The sequence below is a fragment of the Pseudomonas sp. B22(2017) genome (genome assembly GCF_002113105.1).
Lineage (GTDB): Bacteria > Pseudomonadota > Gammaproteobacteria > Pseudomonadales > Pseudomonadaceae > Aquipseudomonas > Aquipseudomonas asiatica.
The window spans coordinates 40,419-65,010 of sequence record NZ_NEJN01000014.1 but is presented as its reverse complement, the minus strand read 5'-3'; the positions used below and the strand labels follow the sequence as shown (position 1 = coordinate 65,010).

At 64.3% G+C, this 24,592-nt stretch carries 10 protein-coding genes; 7 read left to right on the top strand and 3 right to left on the bottom strand.

Annotated elements, in window-relative coordinates; all coding sequences use genetic code 11:
* Window positions 1-81: 81 nt before the first annotated feature.
* Entirely contained in the window at window positions 82-10,839 is a 10,758-nt protein-coding gene (locus CAG18_RS22530; protein ID WP_085721580.1) for a peroxidase family protein, read from the bottom strand.
* A 548-nt stretch (window positions 10,840-11,387) separates the two neighbouring features.
* On the opposite strand from CAG18_RS22530, the gene CAG18_RS22525 reads away from it, so the two are divergent.
* The 6 genes from CAG18_RS22525 (at window position 11,388) to CAG18_RS22500 (ending at window position 19,048) form a co-directional block, all read left to right on the top strand.
* Window positions 11,388-13,124, top strand: a complete 1,737-nt coding sequence (locus tag CAG18_RS22525; RefSeq protein WP_015269957.1) for a type I secretion system permease/ATPase — start codon at window positions 11,388-11,390, stop codon at window positions 13,122-13,124.
* 6 nt (window positions 13,125-13,130) lie between these two features.
* Window positions 13,131-14,471: an HlyD family type I secretion periplasmic adaptor subunit gene (locus CAG18_RS22520; RefSeq protein ID WP_085721579.1), complete on the top strand. Its 1,341-nt coding sequence runs from the start codon at window positions 13,131-13,133 to the stop codon at window positions 14,469-14,471.
* Window position 14,472: 1 nt separating this feature from the next.
* Window positions 14,473-15,801 carry a TolC family outer membrane protein gene (locus CAG18_RS22515; RefSeq protein ID WP_085721578.1) on the top strand — a complete coding sequence of 443 codons (1,329 nt, stop codon included), beginning with the start codon at window positions 14,473-14,475 and terminating at the stop codon, window positions 15,799-15,801.
* 199 nt (window positions 15,802-16,000) lie between these two features.
* Window positions 16,001-16,864 (top strand): sensor domain-containing diguanylate cyclase, encoded by an 864-nt coding sequence (locus CAG18_RS22510; protein WP_043935540.1) that lies wholly within the window; start codon window positions 16,001-16,003, stop codon window positions 16,862-16,864.
* A gap of 17 nt (window positions 16,865-16,881) precedes the next feature.
* The gene (gene chrA / locus CAG18_RS22505; RefSeq protein WP_085721577.1) at window positions 16,882-18,240 is read left to right on the top strand and encodes a chromate efflux transporter; all 1,359 of its coding nucleotides are present in this window, start codon (window positions 16,882-16,884) and stop codon (window positions 18,238-18,240) included.
* Between the two features lie 139 nt (window positions 18,241-18,379).
* On the top strand, window positions 18,380-19,048 hold the full coding sequence (locus tag CAG18_RS22500; protein ID WP_085721576.1) for a bifunctional 2-polyprenyl-6-hydroxyphenol methylase/3-demethylubiquinol 3-O-methyltransferase UbiG: 669 nt from the start codon (window positions 18,380-18,382) through the stop codon (window positions 19,046-19,048).
* 125 nt (window positions 19,049-19,173) lie between these two features.
* On the opposite strand, the gene quiC is transcribed toward CAG18_RS22500, so the two are convergent.
* Window positions 19,174-21,081, bottom strand: coding sequence for a 3-dehydroshikimate dehydratase QuiC (quiC, locus tag CAG18_RS22495; RefSeq protein ID WP_038409298.1), 1,908 nt, complete (start codon window positions 21,079-21,081; stop codon window positions 19,174-19,176).
* 375 nt (window positions 21,082-21,456) lie between these two features.
* Between quiC and CAG18_RS22485 the strand changes: the two genes are divergently transcribed.
* Window positions 21,457-22,830 carry an MFS transporter gene (locus CAG18_RS22485; RefSeq protein ID WP_015269950.1) on the top strand — a complete coding sequence of 458 codons (1,374 nt, stop codon included), beginning with the start codon at window positions 21,457-21,459 and terminating at the stop codon, window positions 22,828-22,830.
* A 274-nt stretch (window positions 22,831-23,104) separates the two neighbouring features.
* Here the strand turns inward: CAG18_RS22485 and CAG18_RS22475 are convergent, their stop codons facing one another.
* The gene (locus CAG18_RS22475) at window positions 23,105-24,517 is read right to left on the bottom strand and encodes a DOPA decarboxylase (RefSeq protein WP_085721574.1); all 1,413 of its coding nucleotides are present in this window, start codon (window positions 24,515-24,517) and stop codon (window positions 23,105-23,107) included.
* Between the last annotated feature and the right edge of the window lie 75 nt (window positions 24,518-24,592).

Genomic DNA, 24,592 nt, shown 5'->3' with positions numbered 1-24,592 from the left:
TGAGGGCAGTGATATCCCTGTGGGAGCGGGCTTGCCCGCGAATGGGCCGCAGAGCGGCCCTTGCTGCGTCCTCCCAGGCCCTCAACCTGCCAGGTTGAAGTCCGCTACGGTCACCGTGGTTGCATCCGCCACCCCCACCAGGCGGATGGAGTCGGTAGCACCGATGCTGACCAGCGTGTCATTGCCGACATCGGCGATGGTGACGTTGGCGGCAAAGGTGGCCGCGGTAATGTTGAGGGCAGAGATATCCAGCCGGTCCTGGCCACCCTGCGGGACTGCGTCGAAGTTGATGATCAGGTCATTGCCGAAGCCTGCACTGAACAGGAAGACATCATTGCCATCGGTGGCCATCATCGTGTCGTTGCCGGCACCGCCCTCGACGGTATCGTTACCCGCCCCACCGTTGAGGAAGTCATTGCCGGCACCGCCCTGCAAGGTGTCATTGCCAACGTCACCAAACAGCGTGTCGTTGCCATCGCCACCCTGCAGCACATCGACGCCGTTGCCGCCGTCAAGGTTGTCATCGCCGGCACCACCCTGCAGGCTATCGTTGCCGGCGTCCCCGAACAGCGAGTCGTTACCGGCGCCGCCGTCGAGGGTGTCGTTGCCAGCGCCACCGTTCAGGGTGTCGCTGCCCAGGCCACCGAGCAACTGGTCGTTGCCGCCATCGCCGTTGAGGGTGTCGTTACCCGCCGCGCCGGTAATGATGTTCGCCAAGCCATTGCCGGTACCGGTGAAGTTGCCCGCCCCGATGTAGGTCAGGTTCTCGACGTTGGCACCCAGCGTGTAGCTGGCCGCCGTGGCACGCACGGTATCCGTACCGGCAGCCGTAGCCTCGACTACCACATCCCCGGCGTTGTCCACCACATAGGTGTCGTTGCCCAGGCCACCGACCAGGCGGTCGATACCGGCACCGCCATTGAGCAGGTCATTGCCAGCACCACCGGTGATGGTGTTGGCCAGCGTGTTGCCAGTACCCGTGAAGTTGCCTGCCCCGGTAAAGGTCAGGTTTTCGACGTTGGCACCCAGGGTGTAGCTGGCAAGGGTGGTCTGCACCAGGTCGACACCGCCGTTCAGCGCCTCGCTCACGGTATCGCCGAGGTTGTCGACCACGAAGGTATCGTTGCCTGCACCGCCAACCATGGCATCCGCACCAAGCCCGCCGTTGAGGGTATCGTTGCCGGCACCGCCGTCGAGGCTGTCGGGGTCGTTACCCCCGTTGAGGATGTCGTTACCATCACCGCCGAACAGTTGGTCGGCGCCGCCAAGGCCGTTGAGCACATCGTTGCCGCCCAGCCCCGAGAGCGTGTCGTTGCCCGCGCCACCGGTCAGGGTGTTGGCCCCGGCAGTACCGACCAGCACCACGCCTGCCGGCGGCACCACCGCCGCAGTCGCTGCCGATGTCAGCGATTCCAGGGTGCCGAAGGCGTCGGTGTAGCTCACGACCACCCGCAACTGCCGGTTACCCTGTTCGAAGCCCGGAGTGAAGGTTGCAGCAGTGGCACCCGCGATGTTGCTGAAGGTGCCGCCAATGTTCTGCTGCCACTGGAAGCTGAACGCGCCCAGCCCATCCAGGTCGGCGATACTGCCGGTGAGGGCGGTCAGCGTCTGGCCCTGGTCTGGCGTGGTGTCGCTGATCAGCACGGCACCGGTGGGCGCATCGTTGACGTTGGCCACCGGGTCGAGGATGTCGGAGGCGATGCTTTCCTGTACACCGAAGTCATCCACGTAGCTGACCACCACCCGCATGTTCTGCCCCACCTGGTTCTGGGTAAGGAGGAAGGTGCTGTTGATGGCGCCAGCAATGTCGACCCAGCCGGTACCCCGGTTTGACTGCCACTGGAAGGTGAACCGCGGGTTGCTCAGGCCGTCGGCATCGACAATGGTTGCCGGGTTGGCGGTGAGCGTCTGGTTCTGCACCAGCAGCCCGGTCACGGTAGGCCCGGCGGTCGGCGCGTTGTTCGGCGCCGAATCGACGATTTCCAGCGTGCCCTTGGTGTCCTGGTACACCGCGCGTACGCGGATGTTCAGCCCCGCCACATCGTCCGTGACCCGGTAGGTGGTACCGACAGCTCGCGAAACCTCGCCGGCAGCAACGAAGGTGATGTCTTCATAGACCCCCGAACCTGGCAGGGTCTCTACTTGCCAGTAGTACGCCACCGGGCCGGTGATCGCACCGGTCAGGTTGGTTGCGCTGACATTGTCCGCGTCATGTACCGCCAGCGGGGTAACCCGCAGCAGCTGGCCGCTTACCGGTGTGTCGTCACGCACGCCGGTGGCAGCGTCAAGGATCACCAGGCTGCCGGTGGGGCCGGCGTTGACGGCGGTACCCACACCGGAAGCTTGCGAGCCATCCGAGAACTGCAGGCGCTCGATGCCGGTCAGGCGGTCGACACCATCACGCCCGGCCACCGAGTCGGTGACGATCACCGAGTTGCCATCGACTACCACGCTGTAGTCGCTGGCCACCCCGGAGTACACCGCCGTGTCGTAGCTGTCGGTGCCGTTGAGGATTTCGCGAACGATCACCAGCTGGCCCGGGTTGTAGGTGCCTTTGAGCATCAGCGGCACCATCGGCTCCATGCTGTCGAAGCTGGCGATTTCCGGGCCGGTGCCGTCGCTGTTGGCGCGCACGCTGATGCGCACGTTCAGCCACTTGTCACCGTCGAGGATGTCGTCGCCGCCGCGGCCTTCGATCAGGTCGCTGCCGCTGCCACCGAGGATGATGTTGCCACCATCGTAGAACGTTGCACCGGCGGCCAGCAGGCTGGACAGGCCGTTGATCAGGCTGATGTTGGTCAGTACGCTGCCGTTGGCGCCATTGGTCGGCAAGGTGGCAGAGGTTTCGCTGTCACCACGCAGGAAGTCACCATGAGCCGACCCCGACAGGCCTTCCATGATGTCGAAACGCACCAGCGCAGACGCGCCCGAGCCCGGTACCGGCGGCACATTGAAGAAGCGGTCGCTGAAGTCGACAGTCACGCCCTGGGCCAGCCCCTTGAAGGTCGCCCAGTCGTAGCCGGAACCACCGATGTAGCGGTCACCGAAGCCCAGGCTGCCGACCATGATGTCGTCACCGCCTTCACCGTTGAACTTGTCGTTCTCGTTGCCACCGATGAACACGTCGTTGCCGATGACCGGGTCGTTGCCGAGCGGGTCGAAGTTGTCGCCAGGCGCACCGTCCGAGGTGCCCTTCTCGATCCAGTCGTCACCTTCGTTGCCCATGTCCTGCTCGTTGGCCTTGCTGCCCAGGATGAAGTCGTTGCCCTGGCCGCCAATGGCTTCGGAGGCGTCCTCACCGGTGACGATGAAGTCGTTGCCGAAACCGCCGATGATCAGGTTGACGCCATTACCGCCGTGCAGCACATCGTTGCCGTCGCCGCCCTGGATGTTGTCGTCACCACCCATGTCGCTGATGATGTCGTCGCCGGCACCACCACGCAGTTGGTCGTTGCCGTCGCCACCCTCGATGCGGTCGTTGCCGCCATCGCCCCAGACAGTGTCGTCACCCTCGCTGGAAACCAGGATGTCGTCACCGTTGGTGCCACCCAGCACGATGTGCTGGTCACCGGCGTAGCGGATGTAGTTGGTGTCCGGGCCTACTGTCAGCGGGCTGTCGCGGAACACCACCTGCTCGCCGTTTTCGCCCACTGGGTCGGCATTGCCCAGCCCTTCGTTGAACTGCTTGCTCTGGTCCACTTCCAGGTAGAAGCCAACGTCGGAGAACACCAGGCCCGGCAAGTGGGTGGCCGAAGTGTTGGCCATGATCAGCTTGGCGAACGAGTTGCTTTCCAGCTCGGCGTTCATCGACAGGCCGGCGGTGCGCTCCAGGTAGTAGAAACGGTCGCCGTCCTGCAGTTTCTCCATCTGGTTTTCGAACACGAAGTTGAACGTGCTGCCCAGCATGCCGCCGAACGGGGTTTTCGCCTCCGCCAGGCCACCGATCCACAGGTCGATAGCATCGACACCGGTCACGGTCACTGCCCGCAGGTCATCGACGGTGCCGAGCACGCCATCCTTGCCAGGCAGGGTGACGTTGGCGTAGGCGCCGGTGCTGTTGAGGAACTCCAGGCGATCGGCTGGCGCGCCGTCGCCGCCGAACACCAGGGCCATGGCCGCCGCGCGTTTCTCCAGCAACGTGGTGGCCCCGGTGATGGTGCTGTGGGTGCCGTAGGCGGCGATGAAGTTGATCAACGACTCCGGATGCTTCAGGTGCTGTACCAGGTCGACCCAGCTGGTGTACGGCTTGAGCTGGGTATCGCCAGTTTGCGCGTAGATGTCCCGACGCACTGCGTTCAGCGAAGGGATACCGACGTCGCGGCCCCGAGCGATGTTGATCGCCGGCAGGTCCAGCGGCAGGCCGAGCAGGTTGTTGCGCAGCGCCTCGGTGACGAACTCATCGATTTCGTTACCGGCCTGGCGGGTTACCCCGCGCACGATGGCGCTGGTGGCATCCTCGGGGGTGACGCCACTGGCGGCATACGCCAGCGGGTTGAGGAACGCCGCGATCAGGCCCAGTTGCTGGTCGGGGTTGGCGCTGGCCGGGTCACTGATGACGGTGAAGTCGACGTCGAAGCGGTCGACGGTTTCGGTCAGCATCGAGTGGCCGAAGCGGTACACGGTGTGGGCGAATTCGGCCACGATCGACGCATCGAGGTCGACGTCATACACCTGGGTCGGGGCGAAGAACAAGTCGACCCGCGGCTGCACGGTACGGGCGAACTCCTCGAACACCAGGTGCTGGTACTGCATCTCGGTACCGAACTTGGCGGCCTGGAACAGCCGCTCGCCATTCCACACCAGTGCGTCGATCTCGGCCTGGTTGGCCGGCAGCGCGCTCAACGGGTTGAGCAGCCACTCGTTGATGAAGGCCAGGTCACCCGAGTCGAGTACGGTGTCCATGGTCTGCGCCACCAGCCGGTTGTGCTCGGAGTGGAAGATCGCATGCACGGCGGTCAGGCCGATGTTCTCGTTGACCCTGCCGTCGCCGGCGATGTAGTGCGCATCGAGCAGCTCGTTGTCGTAGGCCAGGTTGGCGCCAGTCTGCGGGTTCACCGGCACGGCGTTGCCGACATCGGTATCAGCATCAGGCACCAGCGCGCCATTGCTGAACACCGGCACGGCATTGTGGGCGATGTCGGCAAGGAACTGGTGACCGGTACGCACGGCATTGGTCAGGTCGATCGGCGCCAGCGGGTTGCCCTCGACCTGCTGGTCGTCGGCCGTGCCGGCAATGCCGTCGGCGCCTTTCATGATCACCATCGGGAAGCCGTTGGGCCCCTTGATGAAGTTGCCGTAGGCATCGGTCGCCAGCAGCGGCACGTTGTCTACGTCTGCATCGGTCAGGTTTATGCCCAGTACGTCACGAGCCTGGGCCTTGACCACCTTCCAGGTCGCCATGCCACCAATTTCGGTGTCGTCAGCGGTACCGTAGCGGCCGTCGGCGCCCAGGTCCCGGTTGGTGATCAACCGGCCGGTGGCAATAGGCCCGTCGTCAGTCAGCACATAGCCGCGCAGGAACACCTGGTGCGAAGGGTGCGAGCTGTAGGTCTGGTTCTGGTCCACGAACGGCGAGGTGGTATTGGTGTGCTCGTGGATATCGTCGGCCGTACCAAGTACGCCGTCCGGCCCAGGCTGGTTGGTCGCACGTGTCACCACCATGAAGTTGGTGAAACCGCCCTCCACGTACAGCGGGTCATCCGGTTGCAGCGGGATGTAGATGGTGCCCGAGCCCCCCTTGGTGACCAGGTCCAGGCCATGGTCGAAGAACTGCCCGAAGAAGGTCATCCAGGCGTTGAACGGCGCGGACAGGCCGGCATCGGCGGCGGTGTTCTCGAACAGGTAAACGTCGTGATCGTCGTCGGTGCCGAACTGGCCGTCCAGGCCCGGGCTGGCGACGATGCGCACGCCGTCCTTGAGCACGTCGTCATTGCCCTCGACGCCGAAGTTGAGCACGCCGTCCGCACCCGGATCATACGCGGTGGCATAGGCCGCCGGGTTGTTGGAGGTCTGGTCGACGATCAGGTTACTGATGGTGCGCGGCTGCGAGTCGAATACCGGGCCACTGGTCTGCTGGTACGACGAGCCCGGAATGGCCGGCGAGCCAGGGCCGAAGAAGCCGGCCGGTGCACCTTCGGCCGGGTTGAACACCGGGTCGGTCACGCGCGGGAAGACGTTGTCGGCCGCACCGAACTCGGTGTTGTTGATGCCGTTGAGGTTCATCAGGTTGTTGTTCGAACCATCCACCGCCCGCAGGCCGAGTGGCGCACGAATGTTGGGCAGCAGCGAGAGGATGTCTGCCCCATTGGCGTCGGCCTCGGCGATCTTGATCTGCTCGAGGATGAAGTTGAGGTCGGAGCGCACCATGTGCAGCCCGGCACCGCCTGCTGTGGCATCCACCACCGGCGCGGCTGGCGTCGGTACCACAGGCGCGCCCGGTTGCACCACGGTGGTGGGCTGGGAGAACAGCACTTCGGTGGTGCCATGGGCGTCCTGGTAGATCGCCTTGACCCGCAACGACAACCCGGCCAGGTCCGGCGACACCTTGAACGTGGTGCCGTCGGCGCTCTGGAACGCCAGGTCGCCTGCCGGCAGCAGGATGATGTCTTCGAACACACCGCTGCCCGGGGTGGCCTCGAACTGCCAGTAGTACGACACCGAACGGTCAGCGAGCGTGCCAAGCGGATTGCCGGCGCTGATGTTGTCGGCATCCCGCACACCGGCCACGTTTACCGTAAGGAGGTCGCCCACGGTAATCGCGCCGCCGTTGTTATCAGTAACGGCCGGGCTGCCGACAGGCTGCGCATTCTGCCCTTCCACCAGCACCCGCTGGCTGTCGGCGAACTGCAGGCGCTCGATGTGCAGCAGGGTATCGACGCCATCGCGGCCGGCCACGTTGTCGGTCACCGTCCAGACGTCATCGGAAGTGTCCAGCGTACCTTTGGTGTTCTGCGTCACCGTGTACTCGCTCTGCACCCCCGAAAACACCGCCGTGTCGAACGCCGCCCCACCCGTCGAGGTGCCGGGCAGGATTTCCCGCACGGCCTTGAGCTGGCCAGGGTTGTAGGTGCGGTCGAGCATGAACGGAATCATGTCGACCATGCTGTCGAAGCTGGCGATTTCAGGGCCGGTGTGGTTGACGTCTCCCGGCGCGTACACGGCGATGCGCACGTTGAGCCACTTGTCGCCGTCGATCAGGTCATCACCGCCACGGCCTTCGATCAGGTCGCTGCCGTTGCCGCCGAGCATGATGTTACCGGTGGCAAAGCCGGTGGTCGGCAATCCGGCATCGGCCAGGAACTGCTGCAGGCCACGGATCAGCGCCACGTTGGTCAGCGCACTACCGGTAGCACCACCATGGTTGAGGATGGTCACGGCATCGACATTATCGCCCTTGAGCACATCGGCGAAGTTCGAACCGGACACGCCCTCGACCTCGGCGAAGCGGTCGAGGATTGAGGCCGGCGAGGCGCCGACCGGGTTGAAAAAACCGGTGTTCTGGTTCGGTGCGTTGCCATGAGGCTGAGCCAGGGCGGCCAGGGTCAGGTCGACGGTGACGCCGACCTGGTCATTCTTGTTGGTAACCCAGTCGAAACCGGACATGCCATCCATCTTGTCCTGGGCATCGCTGCCGACAAAGATGTCATCGCCGCCCTCGCCGATCATTTCGTCGAAGCCGCCACCACCGACGAAGATGTCGTTGCCGACCACTTCGTCACCCAGCAGCGGCGCAAAGTTGTCGCCGGGCGCACCGTCCTGGGTGCCCTTCTCGATCCAGTCGTCACCCTCGTTGCCGGTCGGTGGCAGGTTGGTCTTGGCGCCGAGAATGAAGTCGTCGCCCTGGCCGCCGAAGGTGGTGCTGATGTCTTCGGTGGTGATGATGAAGTCCTGGCCGTTGCCGCCCAGGATCAGGTTGCCGCCCACCAGCATGCTGCCGGCGACGATCACATCGTTGCCGTCGTTGCCTTCCAGGCGGTTGTCGCCGAACGAGTCGGTGATGATGTCGTCACCGGCGCCGCCCAGTACCGCATCGTTGCCCGCACCGCCTTCCAGGGTGTCGTTGCCGGCGTCACCGTATAGGGTATCGTCGCCCTCACTGGAGATGATGATGTCGTTGCCGGAGGTGCCGCCCAGCACCACGTGGTCTTCGCCGGTGTAATGCAGGAAGTTGGTGTCGGTACCCACGGTATCGGGGTTGTCGCGAATCACCAGCGGCACCACTTCGACACCGTTGATCATGATGCCGCCCGTCGGGTCGGCCCGGCCGTCGGCGCCCAGGCCGGTGAACTGCTTGGTCTGGTCCACCTCCAGGGTGAAGGTGGGCGTGAGGAAAACGGTGTTCGACAGGTGGGTGACATCGGAGTTGAGCATGATCAGCTTGGCGAAGGAGTTGTTCTCCAGTTCGGTGCCGAAGTTCATGCCCGCCGTACGCGACAGGTAGTAGAACCGATCGCCGTTCTGCAGGGCTTCCAGCTGGGTTTCGAAGACGAAGTTGAAGCTGGAGCCGAGCATGCCGCCGAATGGCATTTTCTTCTCGGCCAGGCCGCCGACCCAGAAGTCGATGGCATTGACACCGGTCACGGTCACCCCGGTGATGTCATCGGCAGTGCCGGCGATGCCGTCGGCACCGGCCAGTGTCACGTTGGCATAGGCGCCGGTGCCGTTGAGGAAGTCCAGGCGGTCCGCTGGCGCGCCGTCACCGCCAAGCACCAGCGCCACGGCTGCGGCGCGCTTGGCCGCTTCGGTGTCAGCCCCGGTGATGGTGGCGTGGGTACCGTAGGCGGCGATGAAGTTGATCAGCGACGCCGGGTGCTTGAGGTGGTCGGCAAAGTCGGCCCAGCTGATGTAGGGCTTGAGCTGGCTGTCGCCAGTCATGGCGTAGAACTCGCGGCGCGCCTCATTCAGGGTGGGGATGCCGGTGTCACGGCCACGCGCGATGTTCAGCGCAGGCAGGTCCAGCGGCAGGCCGAGCAGGTTGTTGCGCAGCGCTTCGGTGACGAACTCGTCGATTTCGTTGCCCAACTGGCGGGTGACACCGCGGATGATCGCACCGGCCGCTTCATCGGCAGTGGCGCCACTGCCGGCGAATGCCAGCGGGTTGAGGAAGGCAGCGATCAGGCCCAGCTGCGGGTCGTCATTCACAGTGGCGAACGTCGGGTCGTAGCGGTCGACGGTTTCGGTCAGCATCGAGTGGCCGAAGCGGTAAACCACGTGGGCGAACTCGGCGAGGATGGCCGGGTCGATCGAGGTGTCATAGCCGTTGGGGGCGAGAAACTCGTCGATCTGCGGCTGAATGGTGCGGGCGAACTCCTCGAACACCAGGTGCTGGTACTGCATTTCGGTGCCGAACTTGGCAGCCTGGAACAGCCGCTCGCCGTCCCATACCAGCGCGGCGATTTCTGCGGGCGTGGTGGGGATGGCAGCGACATCATCGATCAGCCACTGGTTGAGAAACGCCAGGTCACCGGCGGCCAGCAGGGTGTCCTTGGTCTGCTGCACCAGTCGGTTGTGCTCAGAGTGGAACACGTGGTGCACGGCGGTCAGGCCGATGTTCTCGTTCACCCGGCCGTCGCCGGCGATGTAGTGGGCGTCGAGCAGTTCGTTGTCATAGGTCAGGTTGTTGCCGCCAGGCCCGGTTGGTTGCGCGTTGCCGACGGCAATATCGGCGTCGGCCTGCAGCACACCGTTCACGATCACCGGCGCGGCGTTGTGGGCGATGTCGTCAAGGAAGCCATGCCCGGTGCTCACGGCATTGGCCAGGCTGATAGGCGCGTCGCGGTTGCCTTCGACCAGCGTGGTGACGTCGTCGGCGGTGCCGGCGATGCCGTCAGCGCCATTGTTCACGCGCATCACCACCTGTGGCATGCCGTTGGGCCCACGCAGGAAGTTGCCGTAGGGGTCGGTGGCCAGCAGTGGCACGCTGTGCACATCGGCGTCGGTCAGGTTTATGCCGAGCAGGTCGCGGGCCTGGGCCTTGACCACTGCCCAGGTGGCCATGCCACCGCTTTCACCATTGCCATCGTCGGCGGTGCCGAAGCGGCCATCGGCGCCCAGGTCACGGTTGGTGATCAACCGCCCGGTGGCTACCGGGTCGCCTGCGGCATTGAGCGTGTATTCACGCAGGAACACCTGGTGCGAGGGGTGCGAGCTGTAGGTCTGGCTCTGGTCGACGAACGGCGAGGTAGTGTTGGTCTGGCCATCGTCGGCAGTACCCACCACACCATCGGCGCCTGCAGTACGCACGGCGCGCGGCAGCACCATGAAGTTGGTCGGGCTACCTTCGACGTACAGCGGGTCGTCCGGCTGCAGCGGGATGAACACGACGTCGGTGCTGCTCTTGGTGACCAGGTCCAGACCGTGGTCGAAGAACTGGCCGAAGAAGGTCATCCAGGCGTTGAAGCCGGCGGTCAGGCCAACGTCGGGCGACACGTTGGGGATGAAGAACACCTCCGTGTCGTCAGCGGTGCCGAATACCCCGTCGATGCCGGGGCTTATCACCGGGGCGGCGCCGCCATTGGCTTCGACCGCTGCCGGGTTGTTCGCCGTCTGGTCGACGATCAGGTTGCTGATGGTGCGGGGTTGCGAGTCGATGACCGTGCCGGTGCCGGCATAGTCGCCGGTGAAGGATGGGCTGAGCAGGCGCAGGAACGAATTGTCGGCGGCGCCGAACTCGCTCTGCCCGGTCACCAGGTTGTTGTAGCTGCCGTCCACGGTACGCAGGCCGAACGGCACCTGGCTGTTGGGCAGCAGGTCGATCAGGCTGGCGCCATCGGCATGCGCTTCGGCGATGAAGATCTGCTGAAGGATGAACTCCAGGTCCGACTTGCTGAAATCTGCCATTTCAATTGCCCTCGATCTGTCGGGAGATGACTCAGGGGCAACAGGGTCCTTCCCGCGCCCAGTCAGTGTGACGTGCGCAGTTTCTGATTCTGGGTTCTGGGACAGTTGGGCACTACGGTGCTGCGTTATCGCCACTGGCCTCATCGCCGGCAAGCCGGCTCCCACAGGAACGGCGGGAACCTTGTAAATGGTGCGATACAGGTTGGCACCGCACACACATCGACCCCAGCTCGCACAGGGTCCGAATACATCAGACTAAAGTCGCAGAAGAAAACCTTGTCAATATCCCGTCAAAAAATTCGTTCAGCATCGATAATGCGACTCAACTTACTGTTTTTCTGAGACTTATGAAAAGTTCAACGATTTTATAGAGCGAAAAGATATTACCGAGTGTTTCACTGCAACCTACGCTCCAGCATGTGGGAGCAACGCAGCGTTTTGGACCATTCGCCCTCAGAGCGACCCGCCTGCGAGCCGACCAGAAGCCACAACTACCGCTGTACGGGCCGCCGCAAGGGCTTCCCGTTTGTGATAAAGGGAGGCCTCCGATGCACAAGCCACCACGCACTCGTTCCGAGTTGGCCGACGTGCTGTTCCGCCTGCGCCGCAGCTTTTTTGCCCTGGCCGCCTTCAGCGGTGTCATTAACGTCATGATGTTGACGCCAGCTATTTATATGTTGCAGGTGTACGACCGCGCCCTGGTCAGCCGCAACGTCACCACCCTGACCATGCTCACCTTGCTGGTGATCGGCTTGTTCATGCTGATGTCGGCCCTGGAGATGGTCCGCACCCGCGTACTGATCCGAGTCGGCAACTTCCTCGACATGGATCTGAACCGACGCATCTTCAGCGCTGCCTTCGAACGCAACCTGAGCCGCGCCGGCGGCAACCCGGCCCAGGCCCTGCAGGACCTGGCCCAGGTACGGCAATTTCTCACCGGCAACGGCCTGTTCGCCTTCTTCGATGCCCCGTGGACGCCGATCTACCTGCTGGTCTGCTACCTGATCCACCCACTGCTGGGGCTGGTGACGTTGATCGGTTCGCTGATCCTGGTGGGCCTGGCCTACCTCACCGAGAAGGCCACGCAAAAACCCTTGGCCGAAGCCAACCAGGCAGCCCTGTCGTCGGCCAGCTACGCCAACAACAACCTGCGCAATGCCGAAGTGATCGAAGCCATGGGCATGCTGCCGGCGATCGGCAAGCGCTGGTTTCAGGGCCATTTGCGCATCCTGCAGATGCAGACCCTGGCCTCCGACCGCGCGGCGATCATCAGTAGCACCGGGCGCTTCGTGCGCATTACCTTGCAATCGGTGATCCTCGGCGCCGGCGCACTGCTGGCGATCGAAGGCAAGATCACCCCCGGCATGATGATCGCCTGCTCGATCCTCACCGGCCGCGCCCTGGCCCCGGTAGAACAGGTGATCGCCGCGTGGAAGCAACTGCAAGGCAGCCGCTCCGCCTGGGGCCGGCTCAACGATCTGCTGCACGACTACCCGCAGCGGCCACCAAGCATGTCGCTACAACGGCCAATGGGCATGCTGGCCGTGGAAAACGTGGTTGCCGGTGCTCCCGGCACCAGCAACAGCATCGTGCGCGGGGTCAGCTTCAGCCTGGTCCCGGGTGAAAGCCTGGGCATCATCGGCCCGTCGGCTTCGGGCAAATCCACCCTCGCCCGCCTGCTGGTAGGCGTGTGGCCGACCCAGGCCGGCAAGGTGCGCCTGGACGGCGCCGACATCTTCACCTGGAACAAGGCCGAACTCGGCCCGTGGCTCGGCTATCTGCCGCAGGACGTGGAGTTGTTCGAGGGCACCATCGCCGAAAACATCGCACGCTTTGCCGAAGTGGACAGCGAAGCGGTGATCCGCGCTGCCCGCAGCAGCGGTGTGCACGACATGATCCTGCGCTTCCCGCAGGGCTACGACACCCGTCTGGCAGCCGACGGCAGCCCGCTCTCCGGTGGCCAGAAGCAACGCATCGCACTGGCCCGCGCGCTGTATGGCGAGCCGAACCTGGTGGTGCTGGACGAGCCCAACGCCAACCTCGATGACGTTGGCGAAAAGGCGTTGGTCGATGCGTTGGCCGAACTCAAGGCGCGCGGGGCCACGGTAATCCTGATTTCCCACCGGCCCAATGTGCTGTGCGCGGTCGACAAGGTGCTGATGCTGCGTGACGGTGCCGTGCACATGCTCGGCAGCCGTGACGAAGTGTTCGCGGCGCTGCGCAAGGCCAGCGTGATCCCGACGGCGACCGCTGCGCCGCTGGCGTCGGTAAAAGTACGGGAGTGACCGATCATGCAGATGACCCAACACACCGAGTTGATTCCCGCCGAGGCTCGCAACGAGATCGACCTGGACATTCATCGGCCGGCACGCTGGGGCGTGTGGCTGGTCGTCGCCGGCTTTGGCGGTTTCCTGCTGTGGTCGGGCCTGGCGCCGCTGGATGCCGGTGTGGTCGCCACCGGTACCGTCAAGGTCAGCAGCAACCGCAAGGCCGTGCAGCACCTGACCGGTGGCACGGTCGAGGCGATCCTGGTGCGTGAAGGCGATGTTGTGAAGAAAGGCCAGGAGGTGGTACGCCTGGACGCCCTGCGCGCGGTGGCCGAACAGGGCGCGGTCAGTGCCCAGTACATCGTCAGTAAGACCGTGGAGAACCGCCTGGAAGCCGAGCGCGATGGCCGCGACCAGGTCGCCTTCGACCCTGCCCTGCTCAAGCACTACGGCGGCGACCCGCGCCTGCTGGCAGCCATGGACCTGCAACAGCGCCTGCTGGACACCCGCCGCGCGGGCCTGGCTGGCGAACTGAGCATCCTCGAGGAAAACCTGGCTGCCACGGCGGTGCAGCTCAAGGGCCTGCAGCAGGTGTACGGCGCCCGCGCCTCGCAGATCGGCTTCCTCAACCAGGAACTGCAGGGCACACGCGTGCTCGCCGCCGAAGGCTATGTACCACGCAACCGCCTGCTGGAGCTGGAGCGCAACAATGCCGACCTGTCCGCCGGCCAGGCCGAAAACCTCAACAACATTGCCCGGGCGCGCAGCCAGGCCACCGAGATCAAGCTGCGCATCCTGCAACGCCAGCACGACTACCTCAAGGAAGTGGAATCGCAGCTGACCGATACCGCCAAGGAGAACACCACCCTGGCCGATCGCCTGCGCGCGCTGGACTACGAAGTGACCCATACGGTGATCCGCTCGCCGATCGACGGCATGGTCCAGGCCCTGAGCATCGCCACGGTCGGCGGCATCATCCAGCCAGGGGCCAAGATCATGGAGGTGGTGCCGCTGGACCAGCCGTTGCAGGTGGACGCGATGATCCCGGTGCAGGCCATCGACAAGATGGTGCCGGGCCTGGACGTGGACCTGGCCTTCCCGGCCTTCAACCATGCGAAGACGCCGAATATCCCGGGGCGGGTCAAGACCATCTCCGCCGACCGCCTGATGGACGAAGAAAGCAAGCAGCCGTACTACCTGGCCCAGGTGGAAGTGACGCAGGACGGCATGGCCCTGCTGGGCAGCAACCATATCCGCCCCGGGATGCCGGCCACCGTCACCATCAAGACCGGCGAGCGCAACCTGCTCAGCTACCTGCTCAAGCCGATGCTCGAACGCGTGGACGCCTCGTTCAAGGAGCAATGACATGAATCGCCCGTGCCTGATGTTGTGCCTGTTGGGGTTGTCCGTACAGGCCAGTGCCATGGACCTGAAGCAAGCCTGGGACCTGCTGCAGTACCAGGGCCCGATCTACCGCGCCGCGGTGCACGAGAAAGAAGCCGGCAGCGAGAACCGCGCCATCGGCCAGGCCGGCCTGCTGCCGCAGATCAACGCTGTGGGTTACTTCAACAAGGTCAATGGCAGCCAGCGTCAGAGTGGCCGGGACAACGACCTGGACTATGACTCCAAGGGTGCCAACGTGCGGTTGCGCCAACCGCTGTTCAACAAGCAGAAGATGGCCGAATACCACCAGGGCCAGCAGCGTGCCGACTACAGCGTGGCGGTGTTCGATGCCAAGACCCAGGACGCTGCGGTGCGCCTGGCCGATGCCTACTTCGACGTGCTGCTGGCCAGCGAAACCATCACCCTGGCCAAGGCCAAGCTGAATGCCTTCGAAGAGCAGCTGGCGTCGGCAAAGCGGCGCATGGAGCTGGGCGCCGGCACCATCACCGACATCGACGAGTCGATAGCCCGTCGCGACCTGGCCGAGGCCGACCTGATCGAGGCCCAGGACAACCTGGTAAACGCCCGCCGCAAGCTGGAGGAATACATTGGTGAAACGCCGGAGTCGCTGACCACCTTGCAGCCGGGCTTCAACACACCGCCGCTGATGCCGGGCAACCTGCAGGACTGGCTGGTCAAGGCCCAGGCCGACAGCCCGTTGATCCATGCGCGCCGGCACAACTACGAGCTGGCCGAAGAAGAAGTGAAACGCGCCCGCGCCGGGCACTGGCCGACCCTGGATTTCGTGGCGGGCTATACCGCCGGCAGCAGCCAGTCGATCTCCGAACTGAACCAGCGCAACCACTACAGCTCGATCGGGCTGGAGCTGAACATTCCGCTATACAGCGGCGGCAGCACCAGCGCCCTCACCCGCCAGGCCAGTGCCAACAGTTCCAAGGCACTGGATGAACTGGATGCCACGCGCCAGGAAGTGATCTCCGACACCACCCGCGAGTACCGCGGCGTACAGAGTGGCGCCTTGCGCATCCAGGCGCTGGAAAAGGCCGTGGCATCCAACGAACGCTCGCTGCTTTCGGCCCGCAAGGGCTTCAGGGAGGGCGGCACCAGTACCAACTCGGATGTGCTCAACGCCGAGGAATTGCTTTTTGACGCCCGGCATGACCTGTTCGAGGCGAAGCTGAACTACCTGATGTCGCGGCTGCGCCTGGCATCGTCGGTGGGCAGCCTGGGAGATGACGATATCCAGCAGATCAACGATTACCTCGGGCCGGAACTATTGGTAACCAATTGATGCTGCCTTTGTGGGAGCGGCCTTGTGTCGCGAAAGGGCCGCAAAGCGGCCCCGGCAATTTGTGCATTGGTGCTGAAAACCTGGGGCTGCTGCGCAGCCCATCGCGACGCAAGGCCGCTCCCACAGGGTATGCGGCGCCTACCGCATTTTGTTCCATTTCAGGCTATGATCGGTGACCCCGCCGCGGACGCCATGCCCCATGCCCGTAGACCTGCAATCGTTATACCCCAGGCTGATCCACCTGATGCTGGACACGGTGTTCGTGGTCGACAGGGACAACCAGATCGTTTTCGTCAGCGATGCCTGCGAGGCGCTGCTGGGCTACCAGGCCTGCGAGCTGATCGGCACACCGATCACCGACTACATGCACCCTGACGACCTGGCGATTACCCGCGCGTCGATCGTACGGGTGATGAACGGCCAACCCCATTACGACTTCCGTAACCGCTACATCCGCAAGGATGGCAGTATCGTGCATATCCTGTGGTCGGCCTCCTGGTCCGATGAGGCCAATGCCCGCATTGGTGTAGCGCGGGATATCACCGCCCAACACCAGGCCGAGGAAGAATTGCGTTTCCTGGCCCACCATGACCCGCTGACTCGCCTGGCCAACCGGGCCATGTTCAATGAGCGGCTGGGCACCGCACTTGTCGCGGCCCGGCACCACAACCATCCGCTGGCGTTGCTGTTCATCGATATCAACGACTTCAAGGATATCAACGACAACCACGGCCACAGCGTGGGTGACCGGGTGCTGTGCACCCTGGCGCGGCGCCTGGAAGGCTGCGTTGGGGCGACCGATACAGTGGCGCGGATGGGCGGTGACGAGTTCACCGTGCTGTTGACCGACTACGCCTCACCAGAGGCCATTGTCGAGCAGGTGGCACGTATCCTGGCAGCCATGGCCGAGCCACTCGGCGCCGAGTTTGCAGGCATCGGAGCGCCGTCCTGCAGCATTGGCGTGGCCCGTTTCCCCGAAGACGGCAATGATGCCGACATGCTGCTGCGCCATGCTGATGGCGATATGTACCGGATCAAGCGACAGCGCGCTGCGGCCAGCTGAATACCAAAGGGAAGAAAATGACGGAACACCTGCAAGGCGCCGCCGAGCAAACGCGTGGTCACATCAGCCGGATCGAGGCCTTGCTGTTCTGGCTGAAGCTGGGTTTCATCAGCTTCGGCGGCCCGGCGGGGCAGATAGCGATCATGCATCAGGAACTGGTGGAGCGGCGCCGCTGGATCAGCGAGCGGCGCTTTCTGCATGCCCTCAACTACTGCATGCTGCTGCCTGGCCCCGAGGCCCAGCAACTGGCCACCTACATTGGCTGGCTGATGCACCGCACCTGGGGCGGGGTGATTGCCGGCACCCTGTTCGTACTGCCGTCGCTGTTCATCCTGATCGGCCTGTCGTGGGTCTATCTGGCCTGGGGCGAAGTGCCGGTGGTGGCTGGTATTTTCTACGGGATCAAGCCGGCCGTGACCGCCATCGTCGTGCATGCCGCACATCGCATTGGCACGCGCGCCCTGAAAAACGGCTGGTTGTGGGCCATTGCCGCGGCCTCGTTCGTGGCCATTTTCGCGCTCGACGTTCCCTTCCCGCTGATCGTGCTGGCGGCCGCGCTGCTGGGCCATATCGGCGGGCGGCTGCTACCGGGGCAGTTCGCGCCTGGTGGTGGCCACGGCGCAGCCAGGGCCAGCTATGGCCCGGCCGTGATCGACGACGACACACCGGCGCCAGAGCACGCCCGCTTCAGCTGGGGGCGGCTGCTGGGCCTGCTGCTGGTGGGTGCCGCGCTGTGGCTGCTGCCCATGGGTGTACTGATGGCTACCTTTGGCTGGCAAGGCACCTTGACGCAAATGGGCTGGTTCTTCACCAAGGCGGCATTGCTGACCTTCGGCGGCGCCTACGCGGTGCTGCCCTACGTCTACCAGGGGGCCGTCGGCCATTACGGCTGGCTGTCGCCGACGCAGATGATCGATGGCCTGGCGTTGGGGGAAACCACCCCCGGGCCGCTGATCATGGTGGTGGCCTTCGTCGGCTTCGTCGGTGGCTACCTGCACCCCATGTTCGGCACCGACCAGGCGTTCATGGCCGGCGCGGTAGCGGCGAGCCTGGTGACCTGGTTCACCTTCCTGCCCTCGTTCCTGTTCATCCTGGCCGGTGGCCCGCTGGTGGAGTCGACCCACAACGAACTCAAATTCACCGCCCCGCTGACCGGGATAACCGCGGCGGTAGTGGGCGTGATCCTCAACCTCGCGCTGTTCTTCGGCTACCACGTATTGTGGCCGGCCGGTTTCGACGGGCGGTTCGACTGGCCTTCGGCGCTGATTGCGCTGGCGGCGGCGGTGGCGCTGTTCCGTTACAAGCGTGGGGTGATCCAGGTGTTGATAGCCTGTGCCCTGGCGGGGCTTGCCACCCATCTGTCGAGCCCACTGTAGGAGCAGCCTGGTGCTGCGAAGATGCCCGCATGGCTGGCGGAAATCTGTCTGCCATACTGACCTCTTCGCAGCACAAGGCTGCTCCTACAGAGGGTAGTGATAGGTCGCAGGGCCTATCTCCAATCCAACGGAGATGAACATGCGCAACCCTGAAGACGCCTTGCTCGACAGCTGGCAGCACAACGCCCAGGCCTGGATCGATGCGGTGCGCAGCGGCAGTATCGAGAGCCGTCGCCAGGTTACCGACCAGGCCATCCTGCTGGCCATTCTTGGTCGCCAGCCCGAACGGGTGCTCGACCTGGGCTGTGGTGAAGGTTGGCTGCTGCGCGCGCTGGGCGACCGGGGTGTCGAGGCGGTAGGTGTGGACGGTGGCCGGGCGCTGGTGGATGCCGCGCGTGCTGCGGGTTCCGCCGAGGTGCACCTGGCCAGCTATGCACAGCTGGCCGCGGCCCAAGTCTATGTTGGCAAGGACTATGACCTGATCTGTGCAAACTTCGCCCTGTTGCAGCAGGACATCATCCCGCTGCTGGCAGCGATGAATGCCTTGCTGGCGCCTGGCGGTGCACTGGTGATCCAGACCCTGCACCCGTGGAGCGTGGCGGATGGCGATTACCAGGATGGCTGGCGGGAAGAGTCGTTTGCCGGGTTCGGCGGGGATTGGCAGGTGATGCCGTGGTACTTCCGCACCCTGGCCAGCTGGTTGAACGCGCTGGACATGGCGGGGTTGCGGCTGGTCAGCCTGCAGGAGCCACAGCACCCCCAGAGTGCGCTGCCACAGTCGCTGCTGTTGGTGGCCGAGGGGCGCTGAACCGCAGTGGCTTTACCGGCCTCATCGCCGGCAAGCCAGCTCCCACAGGTACTGCACTGGCCTATCGGGCCCTGGTGATCCTGTGGGAGCTGGCTTGCCGGCGATGAGGCCGGTACAGGCAGCACCTACAGGACCGGCTTGCGCGCCGCCCCGCTGCGGGCCTTGGCCATGGCCGCCAGGCGCACCGCAACGTTGGCCGCACCGTAACCGGCATACCCCCCCTTGCGCTGGATGATCTCGAAGAAGAAACGCTCTTCGAACGGCTCGGTATACACGTGGAACAGCTCGCCGCCCTGGGCATCGCGGTCGTACAGCACGTTGTAGTAGGCCAGTTCGCTGAGGAACTCGTCGTCGAAATCGAAACGCGCCGCCAGGTCGTCGTAGTAGTTCAGCGGGATCTCCAGCAACGGTACCCCGGCCAGTTTGGCCCGCGCCACTTCGCGGAAGATGTCGTCGCAATCGAAAGCGATGTGGTGCACGCCCGAACCACGATAGCTGGACAGCGCATGGGCGATCGCGGTGTTGCGGTTTTCCGAGATGTTCAGCGGCAGGCGCAGGGTGCCGCATTGGCTACGCAGCGCGCGGCTCTTGACCAGGCCGTACGGGTCCGGCAGCACCACTTCGTCATCGGCTTCGAAATCGAACAGGCTTTTGTAGAACAGCACCCAGCTGTCCAGCGACTCGGCCGGCAGGGCTAGGGCCATGTGGTCGATACGGCGCAGGCCGCCGGTGGCGGTGGCGTTCTTGTCCAGGCTGAAGTCGGTGTCGTACAGGGTCTGGCCGGCAGTACCCTGCTCCACCAGGTACAGCAGGCTGCCATCTGGCGCACGTACCGCCGGCACTTCGCACTCGTTGGGCCCGACCAGGCCACGGAATGGCTGGCCACGGAAGGCGGTGGCGCGCTTCAGGGCGGCTTGCTGGTCCTTGACCCGCAGCGCGGTGGCGCACAGCGACGGCCCGTGGGCCTCGAAGAAGTTGTGGCCGAAGGAATAGGGTTCGGCGTTCAGCACAATGTTGATATCGCCCTGACGCAGCAACTGCACCTCTTTGCTGCGGTGCTTGCCGGCATCGGCAAAGCCCAGGCGCTTCAGCCAGCTGCCCAGGCGCGCGCCGACGGCTTCGTCGACTGCAAACTCGAGGAACTCCACGCCGTCATAGGCACTGGCCGCCGGTGGGGTGAACAGCACACCGGGCTCGATCGAGGTACCTTCCTGCTCCAGGCGCAGGCGGGTGTGCTCTTCGAGATACAGCAGCGAACGCAGGCCGTCGGCGGCATTCTGCCGGGGCGGTGCGGCGCGGAAGCCGTCGTTGAAGATTTCCAGCGACAGCGGCCCGCGGTAGCCGGTGGCAAGGATCGGCGCCAGGAAACCGGCCATGTCCATCTCGCCCTGCCCCGGGAAACAGCGGAAGTGGCGGCTCCACTCCAGCACATCCATGGCCAGGATCGGCGCGTCGGCCATTTGCACGAAGAAGATCTTGTCGCCGGGGATATCGCGGATCGCGCTCGGGTCGCCCTTGAGCGACAAGGTGTGGAAGCTGTCGAGGATCACCCCGAGGGCCGGGTGGTCGGCCTGGCGCACCAGGTTCCAGACCTGCTGGTAGGTATTGACGTGGCGGCCCCAGGCCAGGGCTTCGTAGCCAATGCGCAGGCCGCGTTTGCCAGCATGCTCGGCCAGCAGGCGCAGGTCGTCGACCAGCAATTGCTCTTCACCCAGGGCATCGGCCTGGACGTTGCTGCACACCAGCACCAGGTCGGTGCCCAGTTCCTGCATCAGGTCGAACTTGCGCTCGGCGCGGTCGAGGTTCTTCTGCAGGCGGTCGCGGCGGCAACCCTCGAAATCGCGGAACGGCTGGAACAGGGTGATGGCAATACCCAGGTCGGCGCACATCTGCCGTACCTGGCGCGGGCTGCCGGCGTAATAGAGCAGGTCGTTTTCGAAGATCTCGACGCCGTCAAAACCGGCGGCGGCGATGGCTTCGAGCTTTTCCGGCAGGGTGCCGCTCAAGGACACGGTAGCGATCGAACGCTGCATGGCGGGAGTTCCTTGTTGTTAGAGGGTTGAGGCCAGGGCTGCCTGTACCGGCCCTATCGCCGGCAAGCCAGCTCCCACAGGATTGGCGCATACCTTGTGGGAGCTGGCTTGCCGGCGATAGGGCCAGACCTGGAAAATCAGGACCACAGTTCCTGGCACGATCGATTATTCGCAGGTAAAGTCGTCGCTTCAATCTCTTTGTACGGAATGGTTAGTTTTGCGTTCGATTATCGAACAAAACCGGTTTTAGCGAATTGCCAGCCCACTGGCCCGTGGTCAACATGAACCACAGACGCAGGCACACCGACCCTCGCCTCCTGCCTTGGCGAATCTCCGGCGGAACCTGTGCAAACAACAATAACAACGGAGACAACGATGGCTCACTCCAGCTCTCAAGCCAAGAAAGCGACTGCCAGTGGATGGATAGGCTCGGCACTCGAGTACTACGACTTCTTCATCTACGCCCAGGCTGCTGCGCTGATTTTCCCGCAGATCTTCTTCCCCAACACCGACCCGAAAATGGCCATCATTGCCTCGCTGGCCACCTACGGCGTGGGTTACCTGGCGCGCCCGGTCGGCGCCTTCGTGCTGGGCCACTGGGGTGACACCCGCGGCCGCAAGAACGTACTGCTGCTGTGCATGTTCCTGATGGGCCTGTCGACCATGGCCGTTGGCCTGCTGCCCACCTACCACGACATCGGCCTGCTCGCCCCGGCGTTGCTGGTGGTGCTGCGCCTGGTCCAGGGCTTTGCCGTGGCCGGGGAAATCTCCGGAGCCAGTTCCATGATCATGGAGCACGCACCGTTCGGTCGACGGGGCTACTACGCCAGTTTCACCTTGCAAGGCGTGCAGGCTGGCCAGGTGCTGGCGGCGGCAGTGTTCCTGCCACTGGCCTACTTCATGCCTAGCGAAGCCTTCAACGACTGGGGCTGGCGCATTCCGTTCCTGCTGAGCGCCTTCGTGCTGATCGCCGGCTTCATCATCCGTAAGGAAGTGCACGAAACCCCGGCGTTCGTGAAGGAAGAGAAGCAGGACAAGGTCGCCAAGTCGCCGATCAGCGAGGCCTTCCGCCACAGCTGGAAGCACATGGTGCTGGTGATGTTCATGGCCTTGATGAACGTGATCCCGGTGGTCGCCACCATCTTCGGTGCGGCCTACGCGGTGCAGCCGGCCTATGGCATCGGCTTCGACAAGAGCGTGTACCTGTGGATTCCGGTAGTCGGCAACATCGTTGCGGTGCTGGTGATTCCGTTTGTCGGCAACCTGTCCGACAAGATTGGCCGTCGCCCGACCATGATCGCCGGTTGCCTGGGCTCTGGCCTGCTGGCCTTCGTCTACCTGTATGCGATCAGCATCCAGAACGTACCGCTGGCGTTCGCCTCGTCGATCGTGATGTGGGGCATGGTGTACCAGGGTTACAACGCGGTGTTCCCAAGCTTCTACCCAGAGCTGTTCCACACCCGCTACCGTGTTTCGGCCATGGCCATCGCGCAGAACATCGGCACCATGCTGACCGCCATGCTGCCGGCGCTGTTCGCCCTGGTTGCCCCGCCTGGTTCGGACAACATTCCGTTGGTGGTTGGTAGCCTGGCGTTCTTCATCACCTGCGTGTGTGCTTTGGCAGCCTACATTGCACCGGAAACCCATCGCCTGGCGATGGAAGACCTGGGTAACCCCGATGCCAAGCCGATGGACAAGACCGCGTATGAAGCTAGCCGTAAAGGTAGCTTTCAGGCGGTGAGCCACTGAGATTGCAGGGGGCTGCTCTGCAGCCCTTTCGCGGGCAAGCCAGCTCCCACCTTGACCGCATAGGCTTCAAGCCTTGTGCGGTTCCTGTGGGTGCCCTTCGCCGGCAAGCCAGCTCCTACCTTGACCGCATAGGCTTCAAGCCTTGTGCGGTTCCTGTGGGAGTCCATTCGCGGGCAAGCCCGCTCCTACCTTGACCGCACAGGCTTCAAGCCTTGTGCGGTTCCTGTGGGAGCTGGCTTGCCGGCGAATGGGCCGCAACGCGGCCCCGGCAGTTTCAGCCCTTGACCACTTCCTGCAAGCGCGCCCAGAGCTGTTCGACATGCTCCCGCTCGGTCGGCAATGCGCCAATCGACACCCGCACCATCCACCGCCCATTCAGCGTCGCTGGCGTCACATAGGCATCCCCGGAGGCATTCAGCCGTTCGGCCCAGCCCTTGGTATGCGTATCCAGCGCCTCCCCTTCCAGCCCCGCCGGCCGATGGCGAATGCACAACGTCTGCAACTGCACCGGCGCCAGCACCTCCCACTCCGCCGCCGCACCGATTTGCCCGGCCAGCCACTGGGCATTGTCCAGGTCACGCCGCAGCCGTGCCTGCAACGCCTCGACCCCCTCGCTGCGCAGCATGAACCAAAGCTTCAACGCGCGGAACCGGCGGCCCAGCGGGATACCCCAGTCACGCAGGTTCTTCACCTCGCCATCCACCGCCGACTGCAGGTAGCTGGGGTTGGTGCTCATGACCCGGATCAGGTGCTGCGGGTCGCGCACGTAGTAGATCGAGCAATCGAAGGCCACGCCCAGCCACTTGTGCGCGTTGACCACCAGCGAATCGGCCAGCTCGATGCCGTCCCACATCCAGCGGCATTCCGGCAGGATCATCGCAGAGCCGGCCATGGCCGAGTCCACATGCAGCCACAGGCCATGGGCCTGGGCGATCTCGCCGATCGGCCGCAGTGGGTCGAGAGCCGTGGTGGCGGTGGTGCCGGTGGTCGCGACCACGGCGCAAGGCTGGTTGCCAGCGGCCAGGTCCTGCTCGATCGCCGCCTGCAATGCCTCAGGGCGCAGCGCATAGCGTTCGTCGGTCGGGATCAGGCGTATGTTGTCGCGGCCAAAACCGGCCAGCAATGCGGCTTTGTCCACCGAGCTGTGGGCATGGGCGCTGACATAGACGATCAGCGGCTTGGCCTGGGCTTGCAGGCCGCCGCGTACCAGTGCGTAGTCGCTGGCGCGTTCCCGTGCGCAGATCAGCGCCACCAGGGTGCTGGTGGATGCGGTGTCCTGGATCACCCCGCTCCATTGGCCAGACAGGCCGAGCAGCTGACGCAGCCAGTCGAGGGTGGTTTCCTCCAGCTCGCTCAGGGCCGGGCTGGACTGCCACGAAAGGCCCAGCACGCCCAGGCCAGTGCTGAGGAAGTCACCGAGGACCGACGACAGGGTGCCATTGGAGGGGAAGTAGCCGTAGAAGTCCGGGTGCTGCCAATGGGACAGGCCGGGCATGACCAACTGGTTGACGTCGTCAAGGATCGCTGCGAAAGGCTCGCCTTGCCGGGGGGCCTGTGCAGGCAACGCAGCCTTGAGATAGCCGGGCTCGACCTGGGCCATGACCGGGCGCTCGCCGACGGATTGGCGGTAGTCGGCGATCAGGTCGATCAGTTGGTGGCCGTACTGGCGGAATTGTTCGGGGGTCACCTGGGGTCTCCTGTGGGGTTTTTCGCTGCCTGTGCCCGCGAAGAGGCCAGCGCAGGCAGCACAATGCCCCCAGTC

Bases quoted from the DNA above. Each gene is read 5' to 3' on its own strand.
- CAG18_RS22530 (WP_085721580.1), bottom strand. From the start codon at position 10,839: ATGGCAGATTTCAGCAAGTCGGACCTGGAGTTCATCCTTCAGCAGATC.
- CAG18_RS22525 (WP_015269957.1), top strand. From the start codon at position 11,388: ATGCACAAGCCACCACGCACTCGTTCCGAGTTGGCCGACGTGCTGTTC.
- CAG18_RS22520 (WP_085721579.1), top strand. From the start codon at position 13,131: ATGCAGATGACCCAACACACCGAGTTGATTCCCGCCGAGGCTCGCAAC.
- CAG18_RS22515 (WP_085721578.1), top strand. From the start codon at position 14,473: ATGAATCGCCCGTGCCTGATGTTGTGCCTGTTGGGGTTGTCCGTACAG.
- CAG18_RS22510 (WP_043935540.1), top strand. From the start codon at position 16,001: ATGCCCGTAGACCTGCAATCGTTATACCCCAGGCTGATCCACCTGATG.
- chrA (WP_085721577.1), top strand. From the start codon at position 16,882: ATGACGGAACACCTGCAAGGCGCCGCCGAGCAAACGCGTGGTCACATC.
- CAG18_RS22500 (WP_085721576.1), top strand. From the start codon at position 18,380: ATGCGCAACCCTGAAGACGCCTTGCTCGACAGCTGGCAGCACAACGCC.
- quiC (WP_038409298.1), bottom strand. From the start codon at position 21,081: ATGCAGCGTTCGATCGCTACCGTGTCCTTGAGCGGCACCCTGCCGGAA.
- CAG18_RS22485 (WP_015269950.1), top strand. From the start codon at position 21,457: ATGGCTCACTCCAGCTCTCAAGCCAAGAAAGCGACTGCCAGTGGATGG.